The 25,659-nt window shown below is 41.5% G+C and carries 10 protein-coding genes; all 10 read left to right on the top strand.

All coding sequences use genetic code 11. The features are described 5' to 3' along the window. The first annotated feature begins 63 nt into the window (after nt 1-63). Nucleotides 64-2,451, top strand: a complete 2,388-nt coding sequence (locus HMPREF1254_RS03100) for a DUF4982 domain-containing protein (protein ID WP_036890914.1) — start codon at nt 64-66, stop codon at nt 2,449-2,451. 57 nt (nt 2,452-2,508) lie between these two features. Next, a complete protein-coding gene (locus HMPREF1254_RS03095; protein ID WP_036890912.1) occupies nt 2,509-3,024 on the top strand; it encodes a GNAT family N-acetyltransferase in 516 nt (171 codons plus the stop codon). A 1,766-nt stretch (nt 3,025-4,790) separates the two neighbouring features. After that, complete coding sequence (locus HMPREF1254_RS03090; protein ID WP_231385793.1) at nt 4,791-7,964, top strand: SusC/RagA family TonB-linked outer membrane protein; 3,174 nt, start codon at nt 4,791-4,793, stop codon at nt 7,962-7,964. Nucleotides 7,965-7,982: 18 nt separating this feature from the next. Continuing rightward, complete coding sequence (locus tag HMPREF1254_RS03085) at nt 7,983-9,896, top strand: RagB/SusD family nutrient uptake outer membrane protein (protein ID WP_036871921.1); 1,914 nt, start codon at nt 7,983-7,985, stop codon at nt 9,894-9,896. A 460-nt stretch (nt 9,897-10,356) separates the two neighbouring features. Continuing rightward, a complete protein-coding gene (locus tag HMPREF1254_RS03080; RefSeq protein ID WP_023057187.1) occupies nt 10,357-14,364 on the top strand; it encodes a hybrid sensor histidine kinase/response regulator transcription factor in 4,008 nt (1,335 codons plus the stop codon). Nucleotides 14,365-14,729: 365 nt separating this feature from the next. Beyond that, entirely contained in the window at nt 14,730-17,273 is a 2,544-nt protein-coding gene (locus tag HMPREF1254_RS03075) for a zinc-dependent metalloprotease (protein ID WP_036871918.1), read from the top strand. Between the two features lie 469 nt (nt 17,274-17,742). Next, nucleotides 17,743-21,075 (top strand): SusC/RagA family TonB-linked outer membrane protein, encoded by a 3,333-nt coding sequence (locus HMPREF1254_RS03070; protein ID WP_023057190.1) that lies wholly within the window; start codon nt 17,743-17,745, stop codon nt 21,073-21,075. Between the two features lie 13 nt (nt 21,076-21,088). Then, nucleotides 21,089-22,618: a RagB/SusD family nutrient uptake outer membrane protein gene (locus tag HMPREF1254_RS03065; RefSeq protein WP_023057196.1), complete on the top strand. Its 1,530-nt coding sequence runs from the start codon at nt 21,089-21,091 to the stop codon at nt 22,616-22,618. A gap of 7 nt (nt 22,619-22,625) precedes the next feature. Further along, complete coding sequence (locus HMPREF1254_RS03060; RefSeq protein WP_023057188.1) at nt 22,626-23,369, top strand: DUF4843 domain-containing protein; 744 nt, start codon at nt 22,626-22,628, stop codon at nt 23,367-23,369. Between the two features lie 23 nt (nt 23,370-23,392). Further along, nucleotides 23,393-24,967, top strand: coding sequence for a PKD-like family lipoprotein (locus tag HMPREF1254_RS03055; protein ID WP_023057197.1), 1,575 nt, complete (start codon nt 23,393-23,395; stop codon nt 24,965-24,967). Nucleotides 24,968-25,659 lie beyond the last annotated feature (692 nt).

The following is a 25,659-nucleotide window of genomic DNA, read 5'->3' as shown; positions in this document are numbered from 1 at the left end:
TACTTTGAAAGAAGTAAGGTGGATGCTGATGAACCAAACAACAATCAACATACCTTTTTATTCATGACTAACAAAACCTTTATCTTATTGGCTTTCTTAGCCTTGAGTGGTGCTTGCATGGCACAAAATAGAACAGAAACAGAACTTACATCATGGCAATTTTCTCGCAATGGCGATGCGTGGCAACCGGTAACAGTGCCTCACGATTGGGCTATCAAAGGACCATTTGACAAGCAGTGGGACCGCCAATTCTTGGGTATCACGCAAGACGGACAACGCACCCCTATATGGCACACAGGACGTTCGGGTGGACTGCCTTGGTTGGGACGTGGCGAATATCGCACCACTATCAACGTAAACAACCTCGATGCACGCACAGAACTTTATTTTGATGGTGCCATGAGCGAACCTGTTGTCTATGTCAATGGCACGGAAGCGGGTCGGTGGGCGTATGGATACAACGCTTTTCGCATCGATATCACACCCTACTTAAACCGTGGGGACAATGAGATACTGGTCAAACTGAACAACTTGGAGGAGAGCAGCAGATGGTATCCGGGAGCTGGACTATTTCGCCCTGTCACGCTGATTACGACCAATAAAACCTATATAGACCCTTGGCAAACGTATTTCCGCACCCTCTCCGTTTCGCAACAAGAAGCGGAAATTGCCGTGAATGCTCAAGCAAAGGGACTCAAAGAGAAGGACAAGCTCAAGACGCACATTATCCTAAAAGACAAAAACGGTAGGACAGTTGCACAGAATACGGTGGAAAACGATGCAAAAGGAGATGTGGCAACGACGCTAAACATCAAGAATCCACAACTTTGGAGTCCTGAACATCCCTATCTCTACACGTTACAAATCTGCGTGAAACGAGGCAGTAAAACCTTAGATGCGACCTCACAACAGGTGGGAATTCGCACCATAGCCATTACGAAAGAGCACGGTTTTCAGCTCAATGGCATCACACGAAAGTTCAAGGGCGTATGTCTGCACCACGATTTAGGACCTCTTGGTGCGGCTGCCAACAAGGCTGCCATGATTCGACAGATACGCATCATGAAAGATATGGGCGTAGATGCCATCCGTACTGCGCACAACATGCCTTCGCAAATGCAGATGCAGGTGTGCGACTCCATGGGAATGATGGTCATGGCAGAGAGCTTTGACGCATGGAAAGAACCAAAGGTAAAGAACGGTTACAATCGGTTTTACGATGAATGGTGGCGCAAAGACCTTACAAATCTGATTTTAGGGCATCGCAATCATCCATCTATCGTGATGTGGAGCATTGGCAACGAGATACCCGAACAAGCCAACCAGCAGGGTACAGAGCGCGCCAAAGCCATGGTGAAGTTTTGCCATAGCCTCGATTCTTCACGCACCGTCACTTGCGGTGTGGACAATCCAGAGGGCAGCGTCAATTGCGGTTTCTATGCTGCCACAGACGTACCGGGCTTTAATTACCGTGTCTTCCTTTACGAAAAACTCATTGACAAGCTGCCACAAGGGTTCTTGCTGGGCTCGGAAACATCGTCAGCGGTAAGCTCGAGAGGGGTATACAAATTCCCCGTAGAAGAGAAGAATATGGCCACCTACGCCGACGGACAATGCTCATCGTACGACGTGGAGAAGGTGAGCTGGGGCAGTTACCCCGATGAAGACTTTGCCAAACAAGACGATTTGCCCTACTCTATCGGTCAATTCGTGTGGACAGGCATCGATTACATCGGTGAACCCACTCCTTATTACAGCTATTGGCCCTCACGAAGCAGCTACTTTGCACCAGTCGACTTGGCAGGCTTGCCCAAAGATCGCTATTACCTGTATCGATCGGTGTGGAACACTTCCTCGCCCACCCTACACCTCTTGCCACATTGGACATGGCATGGACGTGAGGGAAAAGTAATACCCGTGTACTGTTATACGAGTTATCCCGAAGCCGAACTCTTTGTCAATGGTAAGAGTCAAGGACGCATCAAGAAGAACAAGGCTTCCAAATTAGACCGTTACCGCTTGCGCTGGAACAACGTAGTGTATGAGCCGGGCGAACTGAAGGTGGTGGCTTACGATGAAAAGGGCAAGGAAGCAGCTCAGCAAACCATTCACACAGCCGGTGCGCCTCATGCACTCAAGATAGAAGTAGACAAGCAACAGCTCGCAAACGACGGCAAGGACTTGCTGTATTACACCATTAGTATGGTAGACAAAGACGGCAATCTCTGTCCCGATGCCAATGACCTGTTGCTCTTCGAAGTGTCAGGTGCTGCCCGTTTCAAGGCTGTCTGCAATGGCGACGCCACGTCGTTAGAGCCTTTCCACCTCCCCAATATGCACCTTTTCCACGGCAAATTGGTGGTAACAGTGCAAAGCAATGGACTGAAAGGACAAGTGCAATTAACCGTCAAAGCCCCTAAATTTGGATTCGGCGCACGGCACACGCTGTAAATGAAAGAAGAGATTGTTAAAGTGATTCACCACACTCGAACGAGTCAAATAACAAACATGCATACCACACGAATTGCATTCAGAAAAGCTACAACCGCAGATTTGGAAGAGGCATGGACGCTCTTAGATACAGCTCGTAACCTCATGCTGACCAACGGTAGGAAACAATGGACAAAGGACTATCCCTCACGAGCATTGATTGAGAATGATATTGCCGGAGGAGATGCTTACATCCTTACCGTCGATGGAGAGGTAGCCGCATACGCCAAACTTGCCGTGAACGGCGAACCTGAATATGCTCATCTCGAAGGTTCTTGGCTCAGCGAGCAAGACTATGTGGTGATTCACAGACTTGCCGTCAGCCCCCGTCACCGAGGGCACGGACTGTCCAAACGCTTCTTCCACGAGGCCGAGAAGTGGGCAGCCTCGCAAGGCGTTCACAGCATCAAGGTTGACACCAACTATGACAATGTTGAGATGCTGAACATCCTTCCACACCTGGGCTACACCTATTGTGGTCAAATACACTATGGTGCCAAAGGCGACAGAAAGGCTTTTGAGAAACTAATCTGAACAAACTGTGGCAACAATTACTTAAGTTCTCTTACAGAAGCAAATACATATATGCAATTGGATATTTTTTTAGATGACAGGAAATGGCTACCGATTAGACGTAAAGAATTTTCTTGACATGATACTCTTCTCTCCTTGGCGTATTTGCAAACAACCTTGATCTTGGGCGCAAATACGCCAAGCATGAACGACTTTTGTATCTCATTCATACGCATGATGTTACGAATTTTTATCAATTATTGACTCCCGAAAGTCATGCGCTTTTCTGCCAAAAGCATTGCTTAAAGTGCCTAATGTGTATGCTTTTGCGGGACAAAGGCATGTTGGTAAGCAGGCAAAATGATGCCTTTTATCGTATAAAACCCGCTTTTTTGTGGAAAAAATCGACAGGACGCACCAAATAACCGCTTGTTTGCGGTACGTTTGCCTATTGTTTTTTTCTAGATTGAAAGTTCTGAAGAGCCGTTTTTGGGGCCATTTTTTGATAAAATATTCAACAAATTGGTGTGTCGGTGTAAACTTTTTGAGTAGCAGCAAGCACAGCAAGCATGGCACTTTACCACAGGCTGGCAACCCCAAACCCCGCAGACTAACCCTGTTGATGCACATAGCCCGGCTGCGATTGAAATTCGTTGTGTATCTCTGCTTACAATGGTACCATAACGCTTCATCAACGTGAATTTATCTTTCTTTGTATCGCCTGAAGATTCAAAATCTATTTTTATAAATCGATGTACATTTTAATATTTGGGTATATATAAAAGTAATAGTAGCATAATGTCATGCGTTCAAAACTCTATTCTGATTTATCCCGAACTCAGGTTATTAGCATGTTTATTAGAACCTGTTTCTGATGTGTCAAATACCGTAGGTGTATATGGCACTTTTCTTAAGCATTGGGATAAACGAGCCCTAAAGTCTATAATCATCAGCAGGAATGATTCCAATAATGGTATCTTCGAAAGAATAGAAAGCGAAAACGATAAAATTGAAAATATCATTTAAGATGTTAAATGTGATGTTTTATATCTTAATCCTCCATACACAGAACCAGTATGGTATACTGTATCATTTGCTGGAAACACTTATACTTAGTCGAACCTCAAAAATGCTATCTCGTCTTTTTGAGTGTCTACTATGTAGTACTCATGTGATTTTTGAAATTTGTCATTTATAAACAATATTACAGAACAAAAACACAATATTACCCCCTACAAGCCTGAATAATACTCTAACTTTGCATTATGCTAATAAACCGAAACTCTGAATTTACGAAAAAGACAAAAGTCTATCTGTCAACTTTGACACTTATCCTTTCACTAAATCTTAGTGCCGCAATACTGCCAAGACCGGAATACCCACGCCCGCAGTTTGAGCGGACGGAATGAATCAACCTCAATGGTAACACATGGACCTATCAATTTGATTTTGGAAAAAGCGGTATCTACACCTACGACCGGGAACGGAAATTTGACATGCACCGCATCAAAAAAATCTTCTCCAAGAGCCGCGAACAGGCCAAAAAAGAAGTTGCCGACATGCTGAAAAAACACTAATTCCAATTAGGAATGCAAATCTTGCTGTGTAGAAAAAAGTGAAAACCATCGCACAGATTTGCCTTGTAGGCAAGGACGAATGATGAAAACCTACCTTATTATAAATGATCTAAATGTTTGCTTTACTTAAAGAACATAAAAATATAAAAAAATGAATTATCTTTCAATTTGTAGTATAAATATTTTTAACCTTCTAAACACTTATAACAAATGAAAAGGAATCAAGGTCTGAAACCAAGGTTGCTTTTGGCGTCATTGTTCCTATTAGGGACAAATCTGATGTCGCTATCTGCTTTGGCATCTAATGATGCCTTACCGCGAACAGCACATGCACAGAATGCCAGCAGCTCAGGACAAAGCAACAAACGAGAAGTTAAAGGATTCATCGGTGATGAAAATGGTGAACCCATCATAGGAGCTACCATACGGGTGAAAGGAACGTCCATCGCCTCTATTACTGCTCATGATGGAACGTTTGCAGTTCAGGCATCGCCAAATGCTACGTTGGAAGTAGCGTACATAGGCTATCAAAATAAGGATATTAGCCTGAAAGGACGAACGTTCATTGCCATTTCCCTGTACCCTGCCCACAATGAAATTGATGAAGTTGTGGTCGTTGGATTCGGTAAGCAGAAGAAAGAGTCGCTGGTTGGAGCCGTACAAGCCGTAAAGCCGGAAGACCTAAAAATGACATCGAGCAGCTTGACGACATCATTTGCAGGAAACATTCCTGGTATCATCGCCCGCCAAAAAAGCGGTGAGCCTGGTTACGATAATGCCGAATTCTACATTCGTGGCATCTCGACCTTTGGTGCGAACAAGAGTCCTTTGGTTATTCTTGATGGTGTAGAAATCAACACTATCATGTTGAACAACATTCCGCCAGAGTCCATTGAATCATTTTCTGTATTGAAAGATGCCACAGCCACTTCATTGTACGGTTCTCGTGGTGCCAATGGTGTGATTATCGTCAACACCAAACAGGGAGAATTATCTGAAAAGATGCAGGTAAAGGTACGCATGGATAATACCATTTCCGCTCCTACCATGATTCAGTCAATGGCCGATGGACCAACATACATGAGAATGTTCAACGAAGCAGCCTACAACGATGCGAAAGCGGTAGGTAAGACCTATTCGCCTTATTACAGCGATGATCGCATTGCCAAGACTGCTGAAAGAGCCAACCCATACCTCTTCCCGAACAACGACTGGCATGATCTGTTGTTCAAGAAGATGACTATGAACCAGAACTTGAACCTCAACGTTAGGGGCGGAAGCAAGATACTGACATACTTCCTGAATGCCGGCATATTCTATGAGAACGGTATCATACGTCAGCCCAAAGAGGCACAAGCGCTGGACGTGAACATGCGAAGCCGTAAATATCTATTCCAAAGCAACGTTACGGCCCGCCTTACACGTACGACAAAGATTGGGCTGAACATGAATACGCAACTGTTCTACTATCATGCGCCAATGGAATCGGTAAATAACCTATTCTATTACACTATGCGCGTGTCACCCGTAAGCTTCCCACCGGTGCTCCCCGCACAGGAAGGAGACACTTTTGTGCGCTATGGTATGAATGCCCGCCAAGGTGTAGGCGGACTGCAAATTAACCCATACGCTCGCTTGAGCTCAGGTTATACTGACCGCAACTATGTGTATTCCACAACGGCATTCAATATAGACCAGGATTTAGACTTTGTAACACCAGGACTTAAAGCCAGCGGATTGGCATCGTTCTATAATTACAGCTTCAACTGGTTGGATCATTGGACAGTACCGTTTTACTACAAAGTGACTGATGATTACACCGTGGACGAGAACGGACAATACCATTTCGACACCACCTCCATTGGCGATCCCGGCCAGCCTTACCTGCAATCCAACTCTGGCAGAGACCCCACCACAACTGTATGGTCATTGCAAGGAAAAGTGGATTACCAAAGACTGTTTGGCAAGCACGATGTGAACGCCACCTTGGTGTACCACATGAAAGAAACCAAGAAAGTTAAAAACGGCGGCGGAGAATACGATCTGTTGCCTTATAGAGAGCAGGGCTTAGCTGGTAGATTTGCTTATAACTACGACCACCGCTATCTGTTGGAGGCCACATTTGGCTACAACGGATCGGAAAACTTTATGAGTGGCAAGCGGTTTGGTTTCTTCCCAGCTATCGCAGCAGGTTGGACCATCTCTAATGAAGCCTTCTTTAAACCGGCCAAAGCCTATGTTCACAACCTGAAGTTACGTGGATCGTATGGCCTTGTGGGTAACGATGCCTTGCGAGACCGTTTCCCATACATCACCACGGTGAACATGTTCTCCGGAGGTGGTTGGTGGATAGGCAACAACTACGACAACATTAGTGTACCCAATATCACTACCTATGGTAACCCATTGGCAACATGGGAAAAATCGAAGAAGCTCAATGTGGGTGTGGATATGAACCTGATGGGCTGTCTGGATATCACCTTCGACTATTTCAACGAGTCGCGTACAGGTATCTTCATGCAGAGAAACTCCGTGATTTCAATGTCAGGATTTGGAAGAAACAAACCTTGGGCCAACATCGGAGCAGTTAAAAACAAGGGTTTTGATATGAGCCTGGCCTATACAAAGGTGTTTAACCGAGACTTTACTGTCAAAGCAAACGGTAGCCTGACATACGCCCACAACGAAATGACCGATGTAGATGAGCCACAAAACGTGCCCGACTACTACTCATACTTAGGACATCCCATCAAGTGTTTCCGTGGTTTGATTGCAGAAGGATTGTTCACCTCACAGGAAGAAATAGACCAGTCGCCCAAACAAGAATTAAGCGCATATACTGTAGGTGACATCAAATACAAAGACATGAATGGCGATAAGAAGATAGACCAGAATGATGTAACGACCATCGGAAATCCAGAGATGCCGGAAATCATCTATGGCTTCGGCGGCACCGTCACTTATAAGAAATGGGACATGTCACTGATGTTTCAAGGAGCTGGGAAAGTGAGCTTGATCATGAGAAACATCCATCCATTTGTTGACAAGGATGGAGACGGACTGGGTATAGCCCAATATATCGTAGACAACCACTGGTCAGAGGCCAACAACAACGCCAATGCGGCCTATCCACGCCTAACCCAATCATTTGTGAACAACAACGTGGTGCCCAGTACATTCTACCTGCGTGATGGCAGCTATCTGCGACTCAAAACGATGGAAGTGGGATTCACGCCTACTAAGTGGATGCGAGTTTATGTAGCTGGAACCAATCTTCTCACCTTCTCACCGTTCAAGACGTGGGATCCGGAAATGGGAAGTGGCAGCGGTTTGAGCTACCCATTGCAGCGAACATTCAAGATTGGCGTACAATTTCATTATTAATTGAAAAAATACAGAACGATGAAAACTAAATCATATATTAAAATAATGCTCGCCACCATTCTGGCGGGAACGCTGTCGGCATGTGATTTCCTAGACGTCGTGCCTACAGGCAACGCCACCGAAGCCGATATTTACAAAACACAAACCCAAGCAGAGCGTATGGTGGTGGGCTGTTATAGCGAGATACCCGATTTCATGCAGCCGCAAAAGGGTTTTCCCGGCTTGATGGGATCGGACGAAATGGTCGTTGGACACCGCGGAACGACACGCTGGTTCCACTATAAGAGCTTGATAAACGGCGATGAGTCGTCGTCCAACACCTACTTTGCACTGTGGAGCAATACGGCTGACAACTATCCGGTAGACGCACAGAAAAAAGACATTTGGGGTGCCATTCGCAAGTGCTACAACGTGTTGAACAACCTTGACAAGGTGCCGGACATCACCAAAGAGAACATAAATCTATGGAAAGGTGAGGCGCTCTTCCTCATAGGCTATTACCATCAGATTTTGTTGGAGTTTTATGGTCCAATTTTCTTAGCCAAAGAGGAGTACTCGCAGAATGTTGAAAACAATCAGATGCGCGTGCCATACGATGAGTGCGTGAGCTTTATCGCTGAGAAATACGACGAGGCCGCTAAGCTGCTTCCTGCTGTTCGTACCAATGGCGAGAAGAATAGGGCCACTTCGGCCACTGCGCTCGGATTCAAGGCGCGCTTACTTTTATATGCTGCATCACCATTGGTCAATGGCAACACAGAGTTTTATGCCAATTTCAAAAATCCGGATGGAAAGCCATTGATGAATTTGACATACGACCGAGAGAAATGGAAGAAGGCCATGGACGCCGCCGAGGATGCCATCAAGCTGTGCGAGGCTAATGGTTATAAATTGTATGGTGGTAGCACGGATAATATGTTGCAGGGCGGCACAAACTATCACGAGGCTTTCGTTGGCCCAAAGACGGGCAGCTTTAACAACTGGGACGAGATACTCTTCGGCATAGCCAACCAGCCTGAAATAGGATATTGCATCAAGAATTTCGCACCGCGTGTAGGCTATAATAAGTACAGCCGCGATGGTTTTAGAGGATATGTATTCCCCACATGGAGTTGCGTAACCCGATACTTTACGTTGAAGGGTTTGCCCTGGGAAGACGACCCAGACACAAAAAACCTTAAGCCCACTGACATTGTGCAGTCTCCTTTCTTTCCCAAAGAGCAGACTTCTGCCTACCATGCGTTTAGAGAGCCGAGATTCTATGCTTCTATCGGATTCGACCGTGGACCGTTTGAAGTCAACAATGGCGTGATGATGCTGAAGTGTCGCAGGGGGGAGCCTCAACAAGAAGATGGCATAAAGGGCAACGAGTATCAAAGTGACAATGGCTATTTTTGCCAAAAATGGGTGTCCACCAAAGATACCTACAATCCTAGAAATAAGCAGTTCACGTTTAATAAATGGGTCTTCCCTTACCTGCGTTTGGCCGAGTTATACCTGAACTATGTGGAAGCAGATATGGAATATAACCACAAGTTGAGCGCCAAAAGTTTGGAATATCTCAACAAAGTGCGCACGCGTAGCGGACTTCCCACATTCCAAAAGTCGTGGAGCTACGCTGGGGGCATACCGACAGACATAGCCAAGCTGAGACAAGTGATTCGAGACGAACGCTCTAACGAATTGGCCATGGAGGGTAGAAGATTTCACGACATTCGCCGTTGGAAGATACTCGAGAAGGTTTTGAGACCTAAGGAAAAATCTTGGAATACTGCTGGAAGGACAGCAAAAGAATATTACCGTCTCACCGAGATGAATGATGGTGATTATGTTGATCGCTCCACCATCGAAGCACCCAAGTGTTACTGGCTTGCTATTCCGATTGACCAGATTCAGATAGATCCCAACTTGGTACAAAATCCGGGATATTAATATCTATAGAATTAATATATAGTTACAGCTCTCTCTCCCCACCCCTTTGCTTAAAGGGGTGGGGAGATATTGTTTCTACTAAGCATTTGGAAGCTGAATAGTTGTGTTCTGCAAATATTGCTTTGGTCAGCCCTCATAATAATGGAAACTGACAATATGGATACGTTTTACTTTGCCCATATATACCATTCGTGGAAAATGGAACTATAGAAAATATGAATAGAGTCATCAGGTGATATATAGCCCAAGCCTATGCAACAGGGAATGTCAAGAACGTACATCAAGGGCATTATCCGGAAATAGAATAACTCACTATGAGAGGAAACCGCATTTATAAAGCCAAGAGACACGATTAAGGCAAAAATAGTATAACTTTGCACTTACATATCAAATCTGCCCATAGTGTTGCCTTGCGGAAACGCATACTTCATTATGGCCCTACTACATCTGCAACCCCATTATGACAAGAATAATCCACAGTTTCATCTTATCGTTTCTATTTCTATGTACCGGGATGGCGAACAATTACAGGTTCTTCCACATCTCCAGTCAGCAGGGACTGCCGCATCAGCAGGTACAAGCAATGGTACAGGACTACCAAGGCAATATATGGTTGGGAACGCGCAACGGACTTGCCCGCTACGACGGCTATTCCATTAAAAACTATTTCAACGAACCCCACAAACCCTCCTCGCTGAGCCACAATTTTGTGAAATCGCTTTTTCTCGACCGAAAACACAGAGTCTGGGTGGCCCATTCGAAGGGCGTCAGTTTGTACAGACCAGCTACAGACGACTTTGAAAACTTCATTCTGCCGGGATATTATATAGAATCGATTGTCGAAACATCCGATGGAAAAATTATCTGTGGTGGCATGAAATTGTGTGTCTTTGATGAGAAAGCCAGGAAGTTCACGCCTCTCCCTTCGTTAGGCGGAGGCTTTATTCTTTCACTCGCCATAGACAAAGATGACCAACTCTACGTCGCTACCAATTCCTGCATCTATGCCTACAACACCAAACTCAATCAAATTTCCAAGTTAGACACCGGTATCTACAAGGACTTCATTACCGGCTCCGACGGTATCATCCCCATGACTTTTGACCATGCCGGCAGGCTATGGATAGGACGGAACGGGAAGGGAGTTATGGCGTTGGACGTGAAAACAGGCAATACGCGAGTGTATGAGGCCAATCAGCTTTCTGACGGAACGGTGAGAGTGATCACCGAAGACCACAAACACAATATATGGTTGGGTACCGAACAAGGCGTAACGATTATTGGGCAAGACGGGAGTATCAAAACGCTGAAACAACAATTTGGCAATATCAATCAGTTGTCCGACAATGCTATTTATTCCATCCTGTCAGACTCCAACCATAACATTTGGATTGGATCCTATTTTGGTGGCGTAGATATGATAAAGAATAGCAGCCCCTTCTCATGGGAAGGACCGAGTTACAGCCCCAACAAACTACAGGGGAAGGTTGTGCGACAAATCATTGAAAGAAATCCTCATGAACTCTGGATAGCAACCGAAGATGGCGGACTGAATATCTATAATCCCATGCGGGGAACCTTCTCTCCTTTCAATTCCATTCCTCAACTCGGCTCCAACGTGCATTGTCTGTTACATGACAAGTCCGCCGACATTATTTGGATTGGGACTTTTAGAAACGGGTTGTTCCGATATAATCTGAATTCCGGAAGTGTCAAACGGTTTGAACTATCAATGAATCTGTCTGCCGTATCCATCTTTGACTTTGCCAGGCAAAGCTCCGGAAAACTTTGGGTGGGGACCACACAAGGCCTCCATTGGTATGATCCGCAAGCCCAAAAATTCAGGAGGATAAACCACTCCTCGCTCAATCATGCCTTTATCTATGCGCTCGCTGTCGATCAGGCAGACAATCTGTGGATTGGTACTGTAGCCTACGGAATTTATAAGCTCAACACCAAAACAAATCAAATCATTCATTGGAAAGCCACCCAACAGGCACAAGGGCTGAAAGACAACTACATCACATACATTTATCCTGCCCAAGATGGTAAGATATGGGTGGGGACCAACAACAACGGATTGCAGGTGCTCAATCCCAAAACCGGAAAGTTTTCTGAGATAGAGAACGGTATAACCTTATCCAGAAGCACGATATGCGGCATCAATGCCGATACACAAGGCCGTATCTGGATTAGCACAAGTCAAGGGTTATTCCAATATATTCCCAAGACCCGGACCATTAACCGATACACCACCGACGATGGCTTGCCCACCAACCAGTTTAACTTCTCTTCAACGCTGCTGACACAAGATGGCAGAATGTATTTTGGAACGGTGAACGGACTGATTATGTTTCGTTCTGAAAACATGGTTTCCAAAAGCACAAATCTAAACGTTCATCTCAAATCCTTGAGAATCAACGGCGAAGAAATCAACGCTGCATCAGCAAACTCGCCACTTACGAAAGAGCTGGATGCCACACATGAAATCAGGCTCTCCTATCGTCAGGGACATTCCATCATGATTGATTATGGTGTTATTTCTCCCGGACAAACAGAGTCTATCATTTACAAAACCAAAGTAGACGGTATAGACAATCAATGGCGAGAGATGGGCAACGACCATACCTTTGTGAGCTACAACATGGAACCCGGCACCTACATACTGCGAATACGGGCCAATAATTCAAATACCGGTTGGGAAAACCGACCTGAAAAAGCAATTAAAATTATCATTGCACCACCTTTCTATCGCTCTACTTGGGCTTATCTGTTCTACCTCTTGCTGGCCGCTATCATCGTTTACTATATTCAGCATTACTATAAAATAAGACTGAACGAAAAGAACAAAGTCAAAATGGCCATGATGGAGAAGAAAAAGATAGAAGAGGTAGACCGTGCCAAATTCGACTTCTTTACCACCGTTTCCCATGAACTGAAAACACCTCTTTCTCTAATCATTGCACCTCTTAAAAGTATCCATAAAGATAAATTGAACGAAACGGAACAACATCATCTGGAGACAGCTCTTGAGAATACCAACAAGATGGAGGAACTTATCAACGAACTGGTAACGTTCAACAAGGTCGAGTCGGATAATTTCCCGTTCTATATTCAGCAAGGCAACCCCTTAGAGTTTATTAAAATTCTCGCAAACCTGTTCCGCAGAAGTGCTGCTGAAAAACATTTAAACTTGAGCGTTGATTGTGAAAACAACGATGAAATCGTATGGTTTTCACCTTCCTATCTTGAACGCATCATGAACAATCTGTTGTCCAATGCCATCAAGTTCACTCCTGAAAATGGAGAGGTGAAGGTCAAGGCCTCTATCATCACAGGACAAGAAGACAACTACACCTATCTCGACGTGAGAGTGGCCGACACGGGCATAGGCATTGCTCAGGAAGAACAGAAAAACATCTTTCAGAAGTTCTATCAAACCAAACGAGGATACAATACCAACAACAAGGGATGGGGCATCGGACTTTCTCTAGTCCAACGACTGGTAACCATACACAAGGGAACAATAGAGTTGAAGAGCGAGCTGCAGCACGGATCCACCTTCCGGATATTGCTGAATGTAGACGCTAAGGCTTTCGACCGGCAATCTCTCATCACCGACGACAAAGTCATTGTACCGCTAACCGACTATCATTTCTCACCTTCGATGACAGACATCAACAATGCCTCAAAAGATATTGTGATGGAAGAAGACTACAAAATGTCTATCTTAATCGTCGAAGACAACGCTGATATGCTTACTTTCCTTACCAATTACTTTTCTCCCAAATACAACGTTTACACTGCTACCAACGGAAAAGAAGGAATTGAAGTTGCTCAAAACGAATCTATCCAACTTGTCATCAGTGATGTGATGATGCCCATCATGGACGGAGTCAGCTTCTGCTCCAAGCTCAAATCGGACGTCACCACATCTCACATTCCCGTCATTCTTCTGACGGCCAAAAACGAGCAGGAAGATGTGGTGGCGGGCTACAAGAGCGGAGCTGAAGCCTATGTGTCCAAACCCTTCGACCCACAGGTGCTCGATCTGCAAGTTAAGAACATCATCCAACTGGTCAAGACACGTCAGACCGAGATTAAAAATACCAAGACCGAAGACATTGAAACCAGCTCGCTCAATGACATCGACAAAAAGTTTATCTTGCAAATCAACCAACTGATTGACAAGAATATCAGCAACAACGAGTTCGCTGTAACCGACATCACGCAAGCAATGGCTATCAGTCGAAGTCTGCTGCACACCAAAATGAAAAACCTTCTGAACATGTCTATCGGTGAATACATCCGTCACAAACGACTTGCGCTGGCCTCCGAATTGCTCATGAAAGGATTTTCTGTTTCCGAGACAGCTTACCGTTGCGGGTTTTCAGACCCCAACTATTTCTCCAAAGTCTTTAAAAAGTTTTATGGAAAAAGTCCCACGGAATTTATCGTCGCACTTTAAAAAATAACATCTCAACTTTATATCTATCTATTCAATCTTGTCTTTACCTAAAACAGGTTGACTAACAGTCAACAACTATGTGGAAGAACGATTGCAATAAAAAATACCTATACCCGTTGGCGGAATTAAATATTGATTTTTTTGAAAGATTTTGCTTGAAAAATGATAGTTATAAGAAAAAAAACCTAACTTTGCGGTTGGTCTACGGTGTTGTTACAACCTTATGTTACACCTTAACTCAATTTGTATTTACAGAGTGTCAGACTCTAAGCATTTAAATAGATTTATAGGTACAATAAAAATCAAAATAAACGAAGTAGTGTGGTTAATCCAAAAAGAATAAAGATTACTAAATATTTTTTATCATGTTTCTTAAAACTAAATTAACCTTTGGGATTTGTTTCCTATTTATCAGTATTTGTCTTCATGGACATCCGTATTATCGTCATGTGATTCATACAGATACTATGGGTATGAGTAAAGTGGCTTCCGCGGACAGTGTCAAGTCTAAGACAGATACAGTAGCTGTAAAGAAGAAAGAGAAGAAGAATGAGTATGATGAATTGATAAAAAAAGGAGGTAGCCAGCTAAAAGGGCTTTTTACTGTTCGTCATATAGAGGATAAATGGTATTTTGAAATTCCAGACAGCTTGTTAGGACGATATTTCTTGGCTGTGACGCGACTAACTGGTACACCGCAAGATTTTGGTAAATATGCTGGTGAAGAGATGAACGAGGCCACTGTTTACTTTGAGAAGCGCGATGACAAAACCATGTTAATGCGTGCCTATGTGTTGTCACAGTTAGCCAATGAAAATGATAATATCTCGCGAACACTTAAAGCATCGACGATAAATCCTATTGTGGCTTCTTTCAAGATTATTGGGAAAAACAAAGATCCTAAAATGTATCTTATTGATGTTACAAAGTTTTTTAAGTCAGAGAACAAAATAATGTCCTTCTCTTCGAATGGCAGCAAAACACTCCGCTTGAGTGGACTGATAGACGATAGGACTTTCATAGATACATTGAAGGTATATCCTATCAATATCGAAGTGGTGTCTACACGAACTTATAATGCAACAGGATACAATCAAGCTGCAGCACAGACAGGGACGGTAACCTTGGGGTTGAATACCAGTATTGTATTGTTGCCAAAAACACCTATGCGTAAGCGCTTGTGGGATGAGCGAGTTGGATATTTTACAGATGAGGTGACTTATTTTAGCGACAAGCAGCATAAAGCAGATAAAGAGGAATTTATTGGAAGGTTTCGTTTGGTTCCGAAAGATGTAAAACGATACAAGAGGGGCGAATTAGTAGAACCCATAAAGCCAATTGTTTTTTATATCGATCCTGCAACGCCTAAGAAATGGGTACCTTATCTCATAAAAGGAATAAATGACTGGCAAGTTGCTTTTGAGGCGGCAGGATTCAAGCATGCTATAATCGGTAAGGAATGGCCTGACAACAGGCCTGACATGAGCGTTGATGATGCTCGCTTTAATGTAATACGTTATTTACCGGCTGAAATAGAAAATGCCTATGGGCCTCATGTCGTTGACCCTCGTAGTGGAGAAATTATAGAAAGTCATGTATGTTGGTACCACAATGTGATGAATTTGTTGACAAAATGGTATATGACCCAATGTGGAGTACTTGATAAGCGAGCACAGAAAATACCTTTTGACGATCAGCTGATGGGTGAGCTTATCCGTTTTGTGTCATCTCATGAAGTAGGGCACACTTTGGGATTACGCCATAATATGGGCGCAAGCTATGCTACCCCTGTAGAAAAGCTACGTGATAAAGCATGGGTAGAAAAGCATGGGCATACAGTTTCTATTATGGATTATGCACGTTTTAACTATGTTGCCCAACCTGAAGATGGAATTAGTGAGCGAGGACTGTTCCCGCGAATTAATGACTATGACAAGTGGGCTATTAAGTGGGGGTATCAATATCGTCCAGAGTTCAAAGATGAATTTAAAGAGCGTGACGCCTTGCGCAAGGAGACAACAAAGGTTTTGAGCAATAACCCAAAGCTGTGGTTTGGCGGTGAAGGAAAGAACGAGGACCCACGTTCACAGATTGAGGATTTGGGTGACAACAATGTGAAAGCATCTGATTATGGAATCAAGAATTTGAAGCGTCTGATTGTAAAACTGCCCGAATGGACAAGGCAGACGGATGGTAAGTATAATCATCTTAAATTAATGTATTCCAATACTTGCAATCAATTTAATAATTATGTAGAGCACGTCCTAAAGAATGTTGGGGGACGTTATGTTAATAACTTGCCTGGGCGGAAACCTTATGAAGCAACACCTAAAGATCGGCAGAAAGAGGCTATAGTCTTTTTAGAAAAGCAGCTCTTTGATGCTCCTGTATGGCTGTATCCATCTAACATTACTTGTATAACAGGACATGATGCCATCACGAGTATTTCTCGTCAGCAAACTCGTGTGTTGTCTTCATTACTCTCTATGGAAACATTGACTAAAATATACAACAGATCGTTTGATAATCCTGCAGCTTATCAGTTGCCAGACTATCTTACAGATGTGTTTAACGCAATATGGAAACCTCTTGGGAAAGATTCTGAAATTAAAAACATTACTCGCAGAACTTTAGAGCGTTCGTTTTTAGGATGTATGGATCAAATACTTAATCCTATAAATAAGAAGCCTGCTGCACCTAATCCTTTAGCATCGTTGATGGGAGTACAGCCATCATCTTCTTCGAGTATAACAAGTGATGCACTGTTGTATGTACAAATGCTTATGAATAAAGTTGAAACTTTCTGTAAAGCGCAGAGCTTAGTAAGTAAAGATGTAAATGCTTTGCATTATGCAGATTTGTTGAGACAAATAAAGTTGATTAAAGAAAAACGTACAACGGTGAAGTAAAAAACCACCTGCTATCGTTGTCGACAACGATAGCAGGTAGGAATACTGTTTTTGGTTAGCTTATGCTTATGGTATAAGTACGATTGAAATTAAAATTCATTAGTGCCTCATTAAATCGGTGGCAGTAACAAATAATCCAACAACCCCGAGAGAGGGCAATAGGGTTCTATTGGTGACAGCAAAAGTAAAAAAACAAATAGTCGCATACGAAAAACTTTTGCAGAAGACTGTATTTCTATTAATAAAAAGAACGATTATTCTATTCTAAAAAGACATTGTTGAAAAAATATATTTAAATTAGTATTAAAATATAAACGAAAATACTATATTTGCAAAAAGATATAAAATGCTGATACATAGCAAATCTATTTGTATCTATTTCTTATGATGTATAACGGTAGACACATTCGTTTTTCCTTTTTATAATAAAAAAGTATTTGGTGTAACATCATTTAAACATATATAACTTATGAAAAAAGCCTTTTTAATCCTTTTTCTCTTGGCTTCTTCTATCGTAATTTCGTTTCCAGCTTGTGCACAAAATGGTAGCGCCATTACTATGAATGTTAAAAACAAAGCCTTAGCAAGTGTATTACAATTGCTAGAGGATAAATCCAATTATAAAATTCTCTATGATAAGAGTGATGTTGAAAAATATACGGTAACATTGGATGTCGCTAATGCTACGGTATTTTCCATATTAGACCTTGCGCTTAGCAAGACGGAATTGAAATACACTGTTGATGGAAATATTATTAATGTAGAAAGAAACAATCGATCTGTTGTTGCTCATAACAGTACTACTGGTGTTGAGGAGCAAAGCGTAAAGGGTTATGTGTTTGACAAAGATACTGGTGAGCCTGTTGTGGGCGCGCTGATAAAAGTAGTTGGAACTAAAATAGCTGCAGTTACCAATCCGGACGGTTTGTTTCGGCTCAATGCTTTTAACTTGGCATCTTCAAAACAAATTAAAGTAACCTGTATAGGGATGAAACCAATAATCTTGCCTATCAGTAAGGATATGAGGATATATTTAGAAAGCGATATAAAGCAATTAAAAGGTGTATTGGTGACAGGTATATTTAGAAAAGCAAAAGAAAGCTATACAGGTGCAGTATCTTCAATCGATAGCAAGCAACTGGATATGTATAAAGGAACAAACCTTTTGCAAACCCTTAGAAATATAGACGTATCGGTAAATTTTCCTCTTGACAACGCATTAGGAAGTAATCCTAATATGATACCTAATTTCAATATTAGAGGCAAGGCATCATTGCCTATGAATGTTGAAGAATTTAGTAAGGGAGTTAGTCAGGCTGTTAATACACCTCTTATTATTATGGATGGCTTTGAAATATCTCTTACCAAACTAATGGATTACAATGATGAGCAGATAGAGAGCATTAATATACTTAAAGATGCTGCTGCTACGGCAATCTATGGTTCGAGAGGGGCTAATGGTGTGATAGTGGTGATAACAAAACAACCAAAAGAAGGGAAATTAAGAGTGACAGCTCGAGCAGGATTGAGCTTAGAGATACCAGACCTTTCGTCATATCATTTGCTCAATGCAGCCCAAAAATTAGATTTAGAGCTTAAGGCGGGACTTTATACTCAGGATAAACAGAGTCAGCAGTTGCTGTATAATAAGGTATACGCAAGCAGATTGAAAAATGTAATTGATGGTATAGATACCGATTGGCTACATATACCATTGCGTACAGGTGTAGGGCAACGCTATAATGTGCAGTTAGGTGGTGGGTCGAATGCTTTTAAGTGGGCAGCGTCATTGGGATATAATGGGATAGAAGGCGCCATGAAAAATAGTCATAGGCATACGCTCACTGGTGATATTACATTGCTGTATATGGTAAAAAAGTTAATCTTTAGAAATTATACCAGTTTTTCAAATAACAATGCAAATGAGAGTAATTATGGAACATTTAGCCAATATGTAGATGCTATTCCATATTTCTCTCCGTATGACAGACAAGGAAGATTAGTTCCCAATTTTCCTCATTTGGTAATAGGTGCTTCACCCTTACCCAACCCATTAAGAGATGCCTCGCTTAAAACAATCAATTCATCGGCTTATCAGCTGTTTATCAATAACTTCTCTATAGAATGGCTTATTACTAATGCTTTACGGTTACGGGCTAAATTAGGCGTGTCAACTAATCGTAGCCATTCAGACTATTTTTTACCAGCCGAGCATTCGTTTTTTAATCGTTCTGAATACAATACCGCTGCAGGAATGTTGAGAAAGGGATTGTATAATTATGGTACGGGAATGAGTGATTTGTTGAGTGGTAATGTAACGATGAGTTATTCGAAAACTCTTGCAGATAAACATCAAATATACGTTGGAATGGATTATAGCGTGTCATCGCAAACAATTACAAATTATTCTTTTGAGGCAGAGGGATTTTCCAATTCTGATTTAAGTTTTATGGCAAATGCCAAGCAATATAAGTTTCAGAAAGGACCTGGGGGGAATCGTTCTACCGTACGAATGGTAGGATTGACAGGAAATGCCAATTATACTTTTGACAATCGGTATTATGCCGATATCTCCTTCCGTGTTGATGGTAACTCCAGATTTGGCAGTGAGAAACGTTTTGCACCTTTCTATAGCCTCGGCGTAGGGTGGAATCTCCATAACGAAAAATTCATGAAAGAACTTAAGGCATTTAGTAATTTTCGTCTCAAAGCATCCTATGGTATTTCAGGCTCACAAAACTTTTCAACAGAAAGTGTGAATGCGACTTATCGTTACTCTCCTGACAATATGTATTTATTGTGGTCGTCAGCAGAACTCATGGGATTAGGCAATCCATGGCTTACATGGCAAAATACACGAGAAACGAATATTGGTGCGGAGATGGGATTGTTAAAAAATAGAATCATGATAGAGTTTAATTATTATGATAAGAATACGACCAATTTGTTGTCTTCTATGGATTTACCTTTAAGTTCAGGGTTCCCAAACTATATAGCTAATATTGGTGAGATGAATAATAAGGGGATAGAAGCCTCACTTAACACCTATATAGTTCGCAATTATGAAAGGAAATTTAATTGGATATTAGGCGGACAAATTGCTTATAATCAAAATAAGATAGTAAAACTTTCAGACGCCATTAAAGCCCAAAACCAACGTGCATTGGGACTGGGTGCTGATATAAGTCATCTGTATTATGAGGGGGAACCTGTTGATGCCCTTTATGTGGTACGATCGGCAGGTATTGATCCAAGTACAGGTACAGAAGTGTATTACGACAAGGATGGAAACTTATCGAAAGATTGGAAATCGCAAGATAGAGTGTTCGTTGGTAGTTTGCAGCCCCTGTGGAGAGGTAATCTGCGTTCCACCATTATGTATAAGAACTTTACACTTAATGTGTCCTTTGGTTATCATTGGGGTGGTATCCTTTATAACTCAACCCTAAAGAACAGGGTAGAAATAAGGCGAGATGCATTGGCAGATAAAAATGTAGATGAGCGTGTGTTGTCAGCTCGTTGGTTACAACCTGGAGATCTTACTTTCTTTAAGGGTATTAGTAATGAATCAACAAGAGCAACATCCCGTTATGTATTTAAAGACCGTAAGCTGGAATTGCAAAATATCTCATTTCAGTATCGCTGGAATAATCAATGGCTACATGACAAGACGGGTATTGAGTCGTTGGTTTTTGGTATCAATGCGTCGAATTTAGCTTATTGGTCATCGGTAAGATATGAGCGTGGTACAAGTTATCCTTTCGCTCGAAATATACAAAGCTCTATTACATTGACATTCTAAACGTGATAAATTTATGAGAAAGTTTTTTAATATTGTACCGATTTTTTTCTTGATAGTTGGTTGCTTTACGTCCTGCAATGACTGGTTAGATGTACAACCAGAATCACAGCAGCGTGAGAAAGATTTGTTCAAAACGTATGTGGGATTTAAATCCTCGTTATCAGGATGTTATTCAACAATGGCTTCGCGTGAGCTCTATGGAGAAAAACTTACAATCAGTGACATCGAATATTTAGCATGTCTGTGGAACAAACCGAATGCTAACTATAATGTTGTAGGTTCCTTTTTGTACAATCATCAATATAATAATGTAGATATAGATAACGAAATAAAGTATATTTATGGTGCGTTATTTAATGTTATAGTTCAGGCTAATAAAATTATAGAACACAGCAATGATGCAAAACATGCAATCTATGATGAAAAGTCGAGAAATGTAGTATTAGGAGAAGCGTACGCCTTGCGTGCATATTGTCATTTTGACATATTAAGATTGTTTGGACAAATACCGCAAAACGCTACAAAAAAAATTATGCTACCTTATTCTCTTGCATCTGGAATAAATTATGTTGCGCCCTATTTGGAATTTAGCCAGTTTGTGGACCAGTTAGAAAAAGACATAGAACAAGCAGAAAAACTTTTAGATGGTTCAGATCCCATACAGCAATATGATTATGATGGTCTAAATAAGATGGGTAGAAATCCCGTGTCCTTGGATGATGACTTTATGCAATTCCGTCAATTCCGACTTAACTATTTTGCTGTTAGAGCCATGAAGGCACGTCTGTTTCTTTACATAGGTCAAAATGAAAAGGCTTATCAAGAGGCCAAATACATTATTGATGCAAAAGTAAATGGCAAACCTTTTATGAAATTGTCTGGAAATGAAGATATTGCGCGTAATCTTTATAACTTGCCAAATGAGTGTATTTTTGCTTTGAGTAATCACAAAATTCCTGAATATGTGCCAGACTTGTTGCTTGGTTATAATGGAAAGGTAAATATGGAGCGCGACTGCGTTATTACGTTAAGTATGTTGAATAACGTTCTTTATGAAAACGCTAATACCACCAGTGACAATCGTTATCTAAAAGTATGGGATAAAATGTCGACAGATGTGACAGGACAAAAAACTCCTACATTGTTGAAATATATTTATCCAATCAAGGAGTATGAGAGCGCTGGCAGAAGGTCGGAGTTGATTACCAAGCTACAGTTTATGCCTCTTATCCGCTTATCAGAGATATACCTTATTGCAATGGAAACTACACAAGATTTGGCAGAGGCTAACACCCTTTACAAGACATATATGAAATCACACAATGTGAATATAACAGAGGATTTCAGTTCGCTAAATGATTTAAGACATGAGGTGATGAAAGATTATCATCGTGAGTTCTATGCAGAGGGAGTAATGTTCTATACATATAAGCGTATGGCAGCGAAACAACTAATGTTTAATCGTGCTCCTATGGCAGAAGAAGATTATATTCTGCCTCTTCCTACTACTGAGGCAAATCCAAATGTGAAACTTTCAAAATGATGACAAAATGAAAAAAACAATATTTTTAGCATTCGCAATAATCGCTTTGCTATCGTCTTGTGAGGAGAAACTACCTTTGTATAGTGATACGCAAGCTTATCTTAATTTTGATACTCACAAAGAAGATACGATAAGGAATTATTCCTTTGCCCTTTCTGGAGGTAAACAAAAGGATACAGTGTGGGTTAGACTCAATACTATGGGATTCGTATCTGATAAGCCCAGAGCTTTTAAGTTAAAGCAGGTTCCTTTTGGCAATCTAAATGCTGAAGCTGGCAAGCATTATGTAGGATTCGACACAAAGGAAATGATGCCGTATTTGATTGTGCCAGCCAATGCAGTAAGTGTAGACGTGCCAATTGTTGTTTTATGTGATCCAACGTTAGACAATGACATCTATAATCTACGCATACAAGTGGAACCTAACGGAATATTTATGCCGGGATACCAAGAGCAAAACTTCTTTCAAATAACGATTACCAATAAAATAAATAAACCTGCTCGTTGGATAAAAAAGATTGCTTTTTATTTTGGAGATTGGGGACCAGTTAAGCATAGGTTTATGATTGATGCTACAGGTAAAGCGTGGGATGATAATTTTATCCAGTCTATTTGGAGTGATTCATCATATACACGTTATTTACAAAGCAAATTGAAGCGTGCGCTTGACAAATTAAATAAAGAACGCGTAGAAGCTGGCAAGTCTGTGCTGAAAGAAAAAGATGGTACTATAGTTACCATAGGAAGATAAATAATAAGAGAAAAACTGAAACAATGAAAAAGTATATTATATTATTATTGTTAGCTGAAGTATCTTTCTTTTCTGCTTGTACGGAAGATCGTTCTGAATACCTTAATTCTGATAATTTTATTAAAATATCAGGAATAGCAGAAGAGTACAAGGTTGTTTCTTTTTCTGAAGAAAAACTTCAGATAAAGCCTTCTGTTGAGAGTAGTTTTCCAGAGTCGGATATGACATATTTTTGGACATATTATAATACGAAAAATGCAGAAATAGAGAAAACCGATAAAAAAGGAAGAAAATATTATATAAGTCCTGATACAATAGGTAGAGATAAGGATTTAGATTTCCTCGTAAAACTTGGTGATGGAGAATATACGTTAGTGTTTACGGCTAAATCGAAAAGTACAGGATATTTTCAGCAATATGTTGCTAAGCTACAAACACAATCTTCGCTTTCGCATGGTTTCTATATCTTAAAGGAAAATGAAGATGGTGATACTGATGTCGACTTGTTCAAGTATACAGATAATAAGCTTATTTCTGATGTTATTATGACAAGCCAAGGAAAAGCGTTGCGTGGTAAGCCGCGTGCGTTAGACATCAATCATCAATTGGCTTATATAGATCCCAATACAGATGAAAAATCTGGAACCAACATGCTATGTATCACAACCGAGCAAGACCAGGTGTACTGGATACGTGCATTGGATGGCAAAACCGTCAAAGATTTCTCTAATTTCTACTATGAGCAGGTTTCCAACATAAAACCTTATAGGGTAGTAAGAGGAACATACTCAGAATTTCTCTTTACGGATCAAGGAATTTTTAATGGCTATACAGCTAAGTACGGAAATGGGCTTTTGGGAGAGATTGCAGGATATGGATCAAGCCGACATGTCGTGCAGGCTACAAAAGCACAAAATTATTATTTAGTATATTGGTCATTGCCAGAGCATGACATAAAAATGCTAAATTACAGAGGACAGTTATTTGATATCGAAAAGAATGCTGGAGAAAAAGAAATTCAATATGAAACAACGAATCTAAAAAACTTAGAATGCTTGTATGCAGGGTTAAATTTTGCGGAGACGTCTTCTGCTAAGGCTTATTTCTTATTTGAAAATAATCTGAATCATCAAAAACTTCTTTATGAGATTTTGTGTCAAAAAGACAAAGCTGTATTAAATAATGTCAAGGTGATTGAGCCTACTTCTCACTATGCCAAGGCGTCTTTACGAGCAATTTGTGCAAAATCGGCTACAATAGCCTATGCCGTTGACCAGAATAAGATTTATTCATATAGTCTTGCTGGACTGGCAAACGAGAAGGAACTAAAGTTTCAAGGGCTTCCTGCCAATGAAAAAATAACATTCCTAAGTAACCGTTATTTTCTACATGAAACGGCAAGTTTCGATTATCTGATTGTAGGAACGCAGACGGGCAATACTTATAAGCTGTATTTTTACGAAGTTACCGGTGGCGAACCAGCAGGTGCACCCAAATACACAACTTCAGGAAAAGGCATCTTAAAGTCATTGGGATACGTTGATCCCACGGTGGCTGATATGGAAGATGGTGCCATTGCACCCGTGCTTGACGAATAAATTGGGTAGGAGGTAAATGTTACTCATTAAAGGCATTTTCCTCCTACTTTCACATTTACCGACCTCACACACCAACGTACGTGCCGTTCGGCATACGGAAGTTTCGTTCTTTTACACTTCACGGTGTGTGGCAAGTTGTTTTCAGCTATCCCTTCGAGATACGTCACTTCTATTCTATTGTCGAATTCCATCCTATCGTCTTGGATAGAGAGCTCCTTTCGGACATCTGACGAAGAGGTTCGCAGAGTAGCATTCATTTACTATTGCACTGCACGATTCGGTCCTTCCCTGTAGGCACACGTACCTTGGGTACTATGACCTCTACTGACTTCTCACGGCAAGCTTTACTCCGCTTCTTTCGTAAAAACAACTATTTGAAACGTCCGTGAGACCTCCTCGGATAAGAACATTATCTTTCCATCTTATACCTACTTCATTTTTTCGCTAAGCTCAAGGGAACTCCACCAACCATTCCGAATAGCTATAGGACTTTGGTTTGTTTAGCAACCTTGCCCATGGTCATATGCCTTGTATGAAGTTTCTGTACGTTAGGTCAGATGTTTGCCGCCGGCTTCCTTCAGATTTCACCTCACGATGAACACCCTTGCTCTTGGCTATGTAATTCCCGCTATTAGGGCTTACTCGGGACTTCCACCCATTAGATAATGCTCATGCCGAGCGTACCAAAATAA

The sequence above is a fragment of the Prevotella sp. BV3P1 genome (assembly GCF_000479005.1).
In the GTDB taxonomy this organism is placed as follows: Bacteria; Bacteroidota; Bacteroidia; order Bacteroidales; family Bacteroidaceae; genus Prevotella.
Note: the sequence above shows the minus strand (reverse complement) of the source record. Positions and strands in the feature narration are given on the sequence as shown.

What these genes read in the sequence shown, in the direction of transcription:
- HMPREF1254_RS03100 (WP_036890914.1), top strand. Translation starts at nt 64, where the DNA reads ATGACTAACAAAACCTTTATCTTATTGGCTTTCTTAGCCTTGAGTGGT.
- HMPREF1254_RS03095 (WP_036890912.1), top strand. Translation starts at nt 2,509, where the DNA reads ATGCATACCACACGAATTGCATTCAGAAAAGCTACAACCGCAGATTTG.
- HMPREF1254_RS03090 (WP_231385793.1), top strand. Translation starts at nt 4,791, where the DNA reads ATGAAAAGGAATCAAGGTCTGAAACCAAGGTTGCTTTTGGCGTCATTG.
- HMPREF1254_RS03085 (WP_036871921.1), top strand. Translation starts at nt 7,983, where the DNA reads ATGAAAACTAAATCATATATTAAAATAATGCTCGCCACCATTCTGGCG.
- HMPREF1254_RS03080 (WP_023057187.1), top strand. Translation starts at nt 10,357, where the DNA reads ATGACAAGAATAATCCACAGTTTCATCTTATCGTTTCTATTTCTATGT.
- HMPREF1254_RS03075 (WP_036871918.1), top strand. Translation starts at nt 14,730, where the DNA reads ATGTTTCTTAAAACTAAATTAACCTTTGGGATTTGTTTCCTATTTATC.
- HMPREF1254_RS03070 (WP_023057190.1), top strand. Translation starts at nt 17,743, where the DNA reads ATGAAAAAAGCCTTTTTAATCCTTTTTCTCTTGGCTTCTTCTATCGTA.
- HMPREF1254_RS03065 (WP_023057196.1), top strand. Translation starts at nt 21,089, where the DNA reads ATGAGAAAGTTTTTTAATATTGTACCGATTTTTTTCTTGATAGTTGGT.
- HMPREF1254_RS03060 (WP_023057188.1), top strand. Translation starts at nt 22,626, where the DNA reads ATGAAAAAAACAATATTTTTAGCATTCGCAATAATCGCTTTGCTATCG.
- HMPREF1254_RS03055 (WP_023057197.1), top strand. Translation starts at nt 23,393, where the DNA reads ATGAAAAAGTATATTATATTATTATTGTTAGCTGAAGTATCTTTCTTT.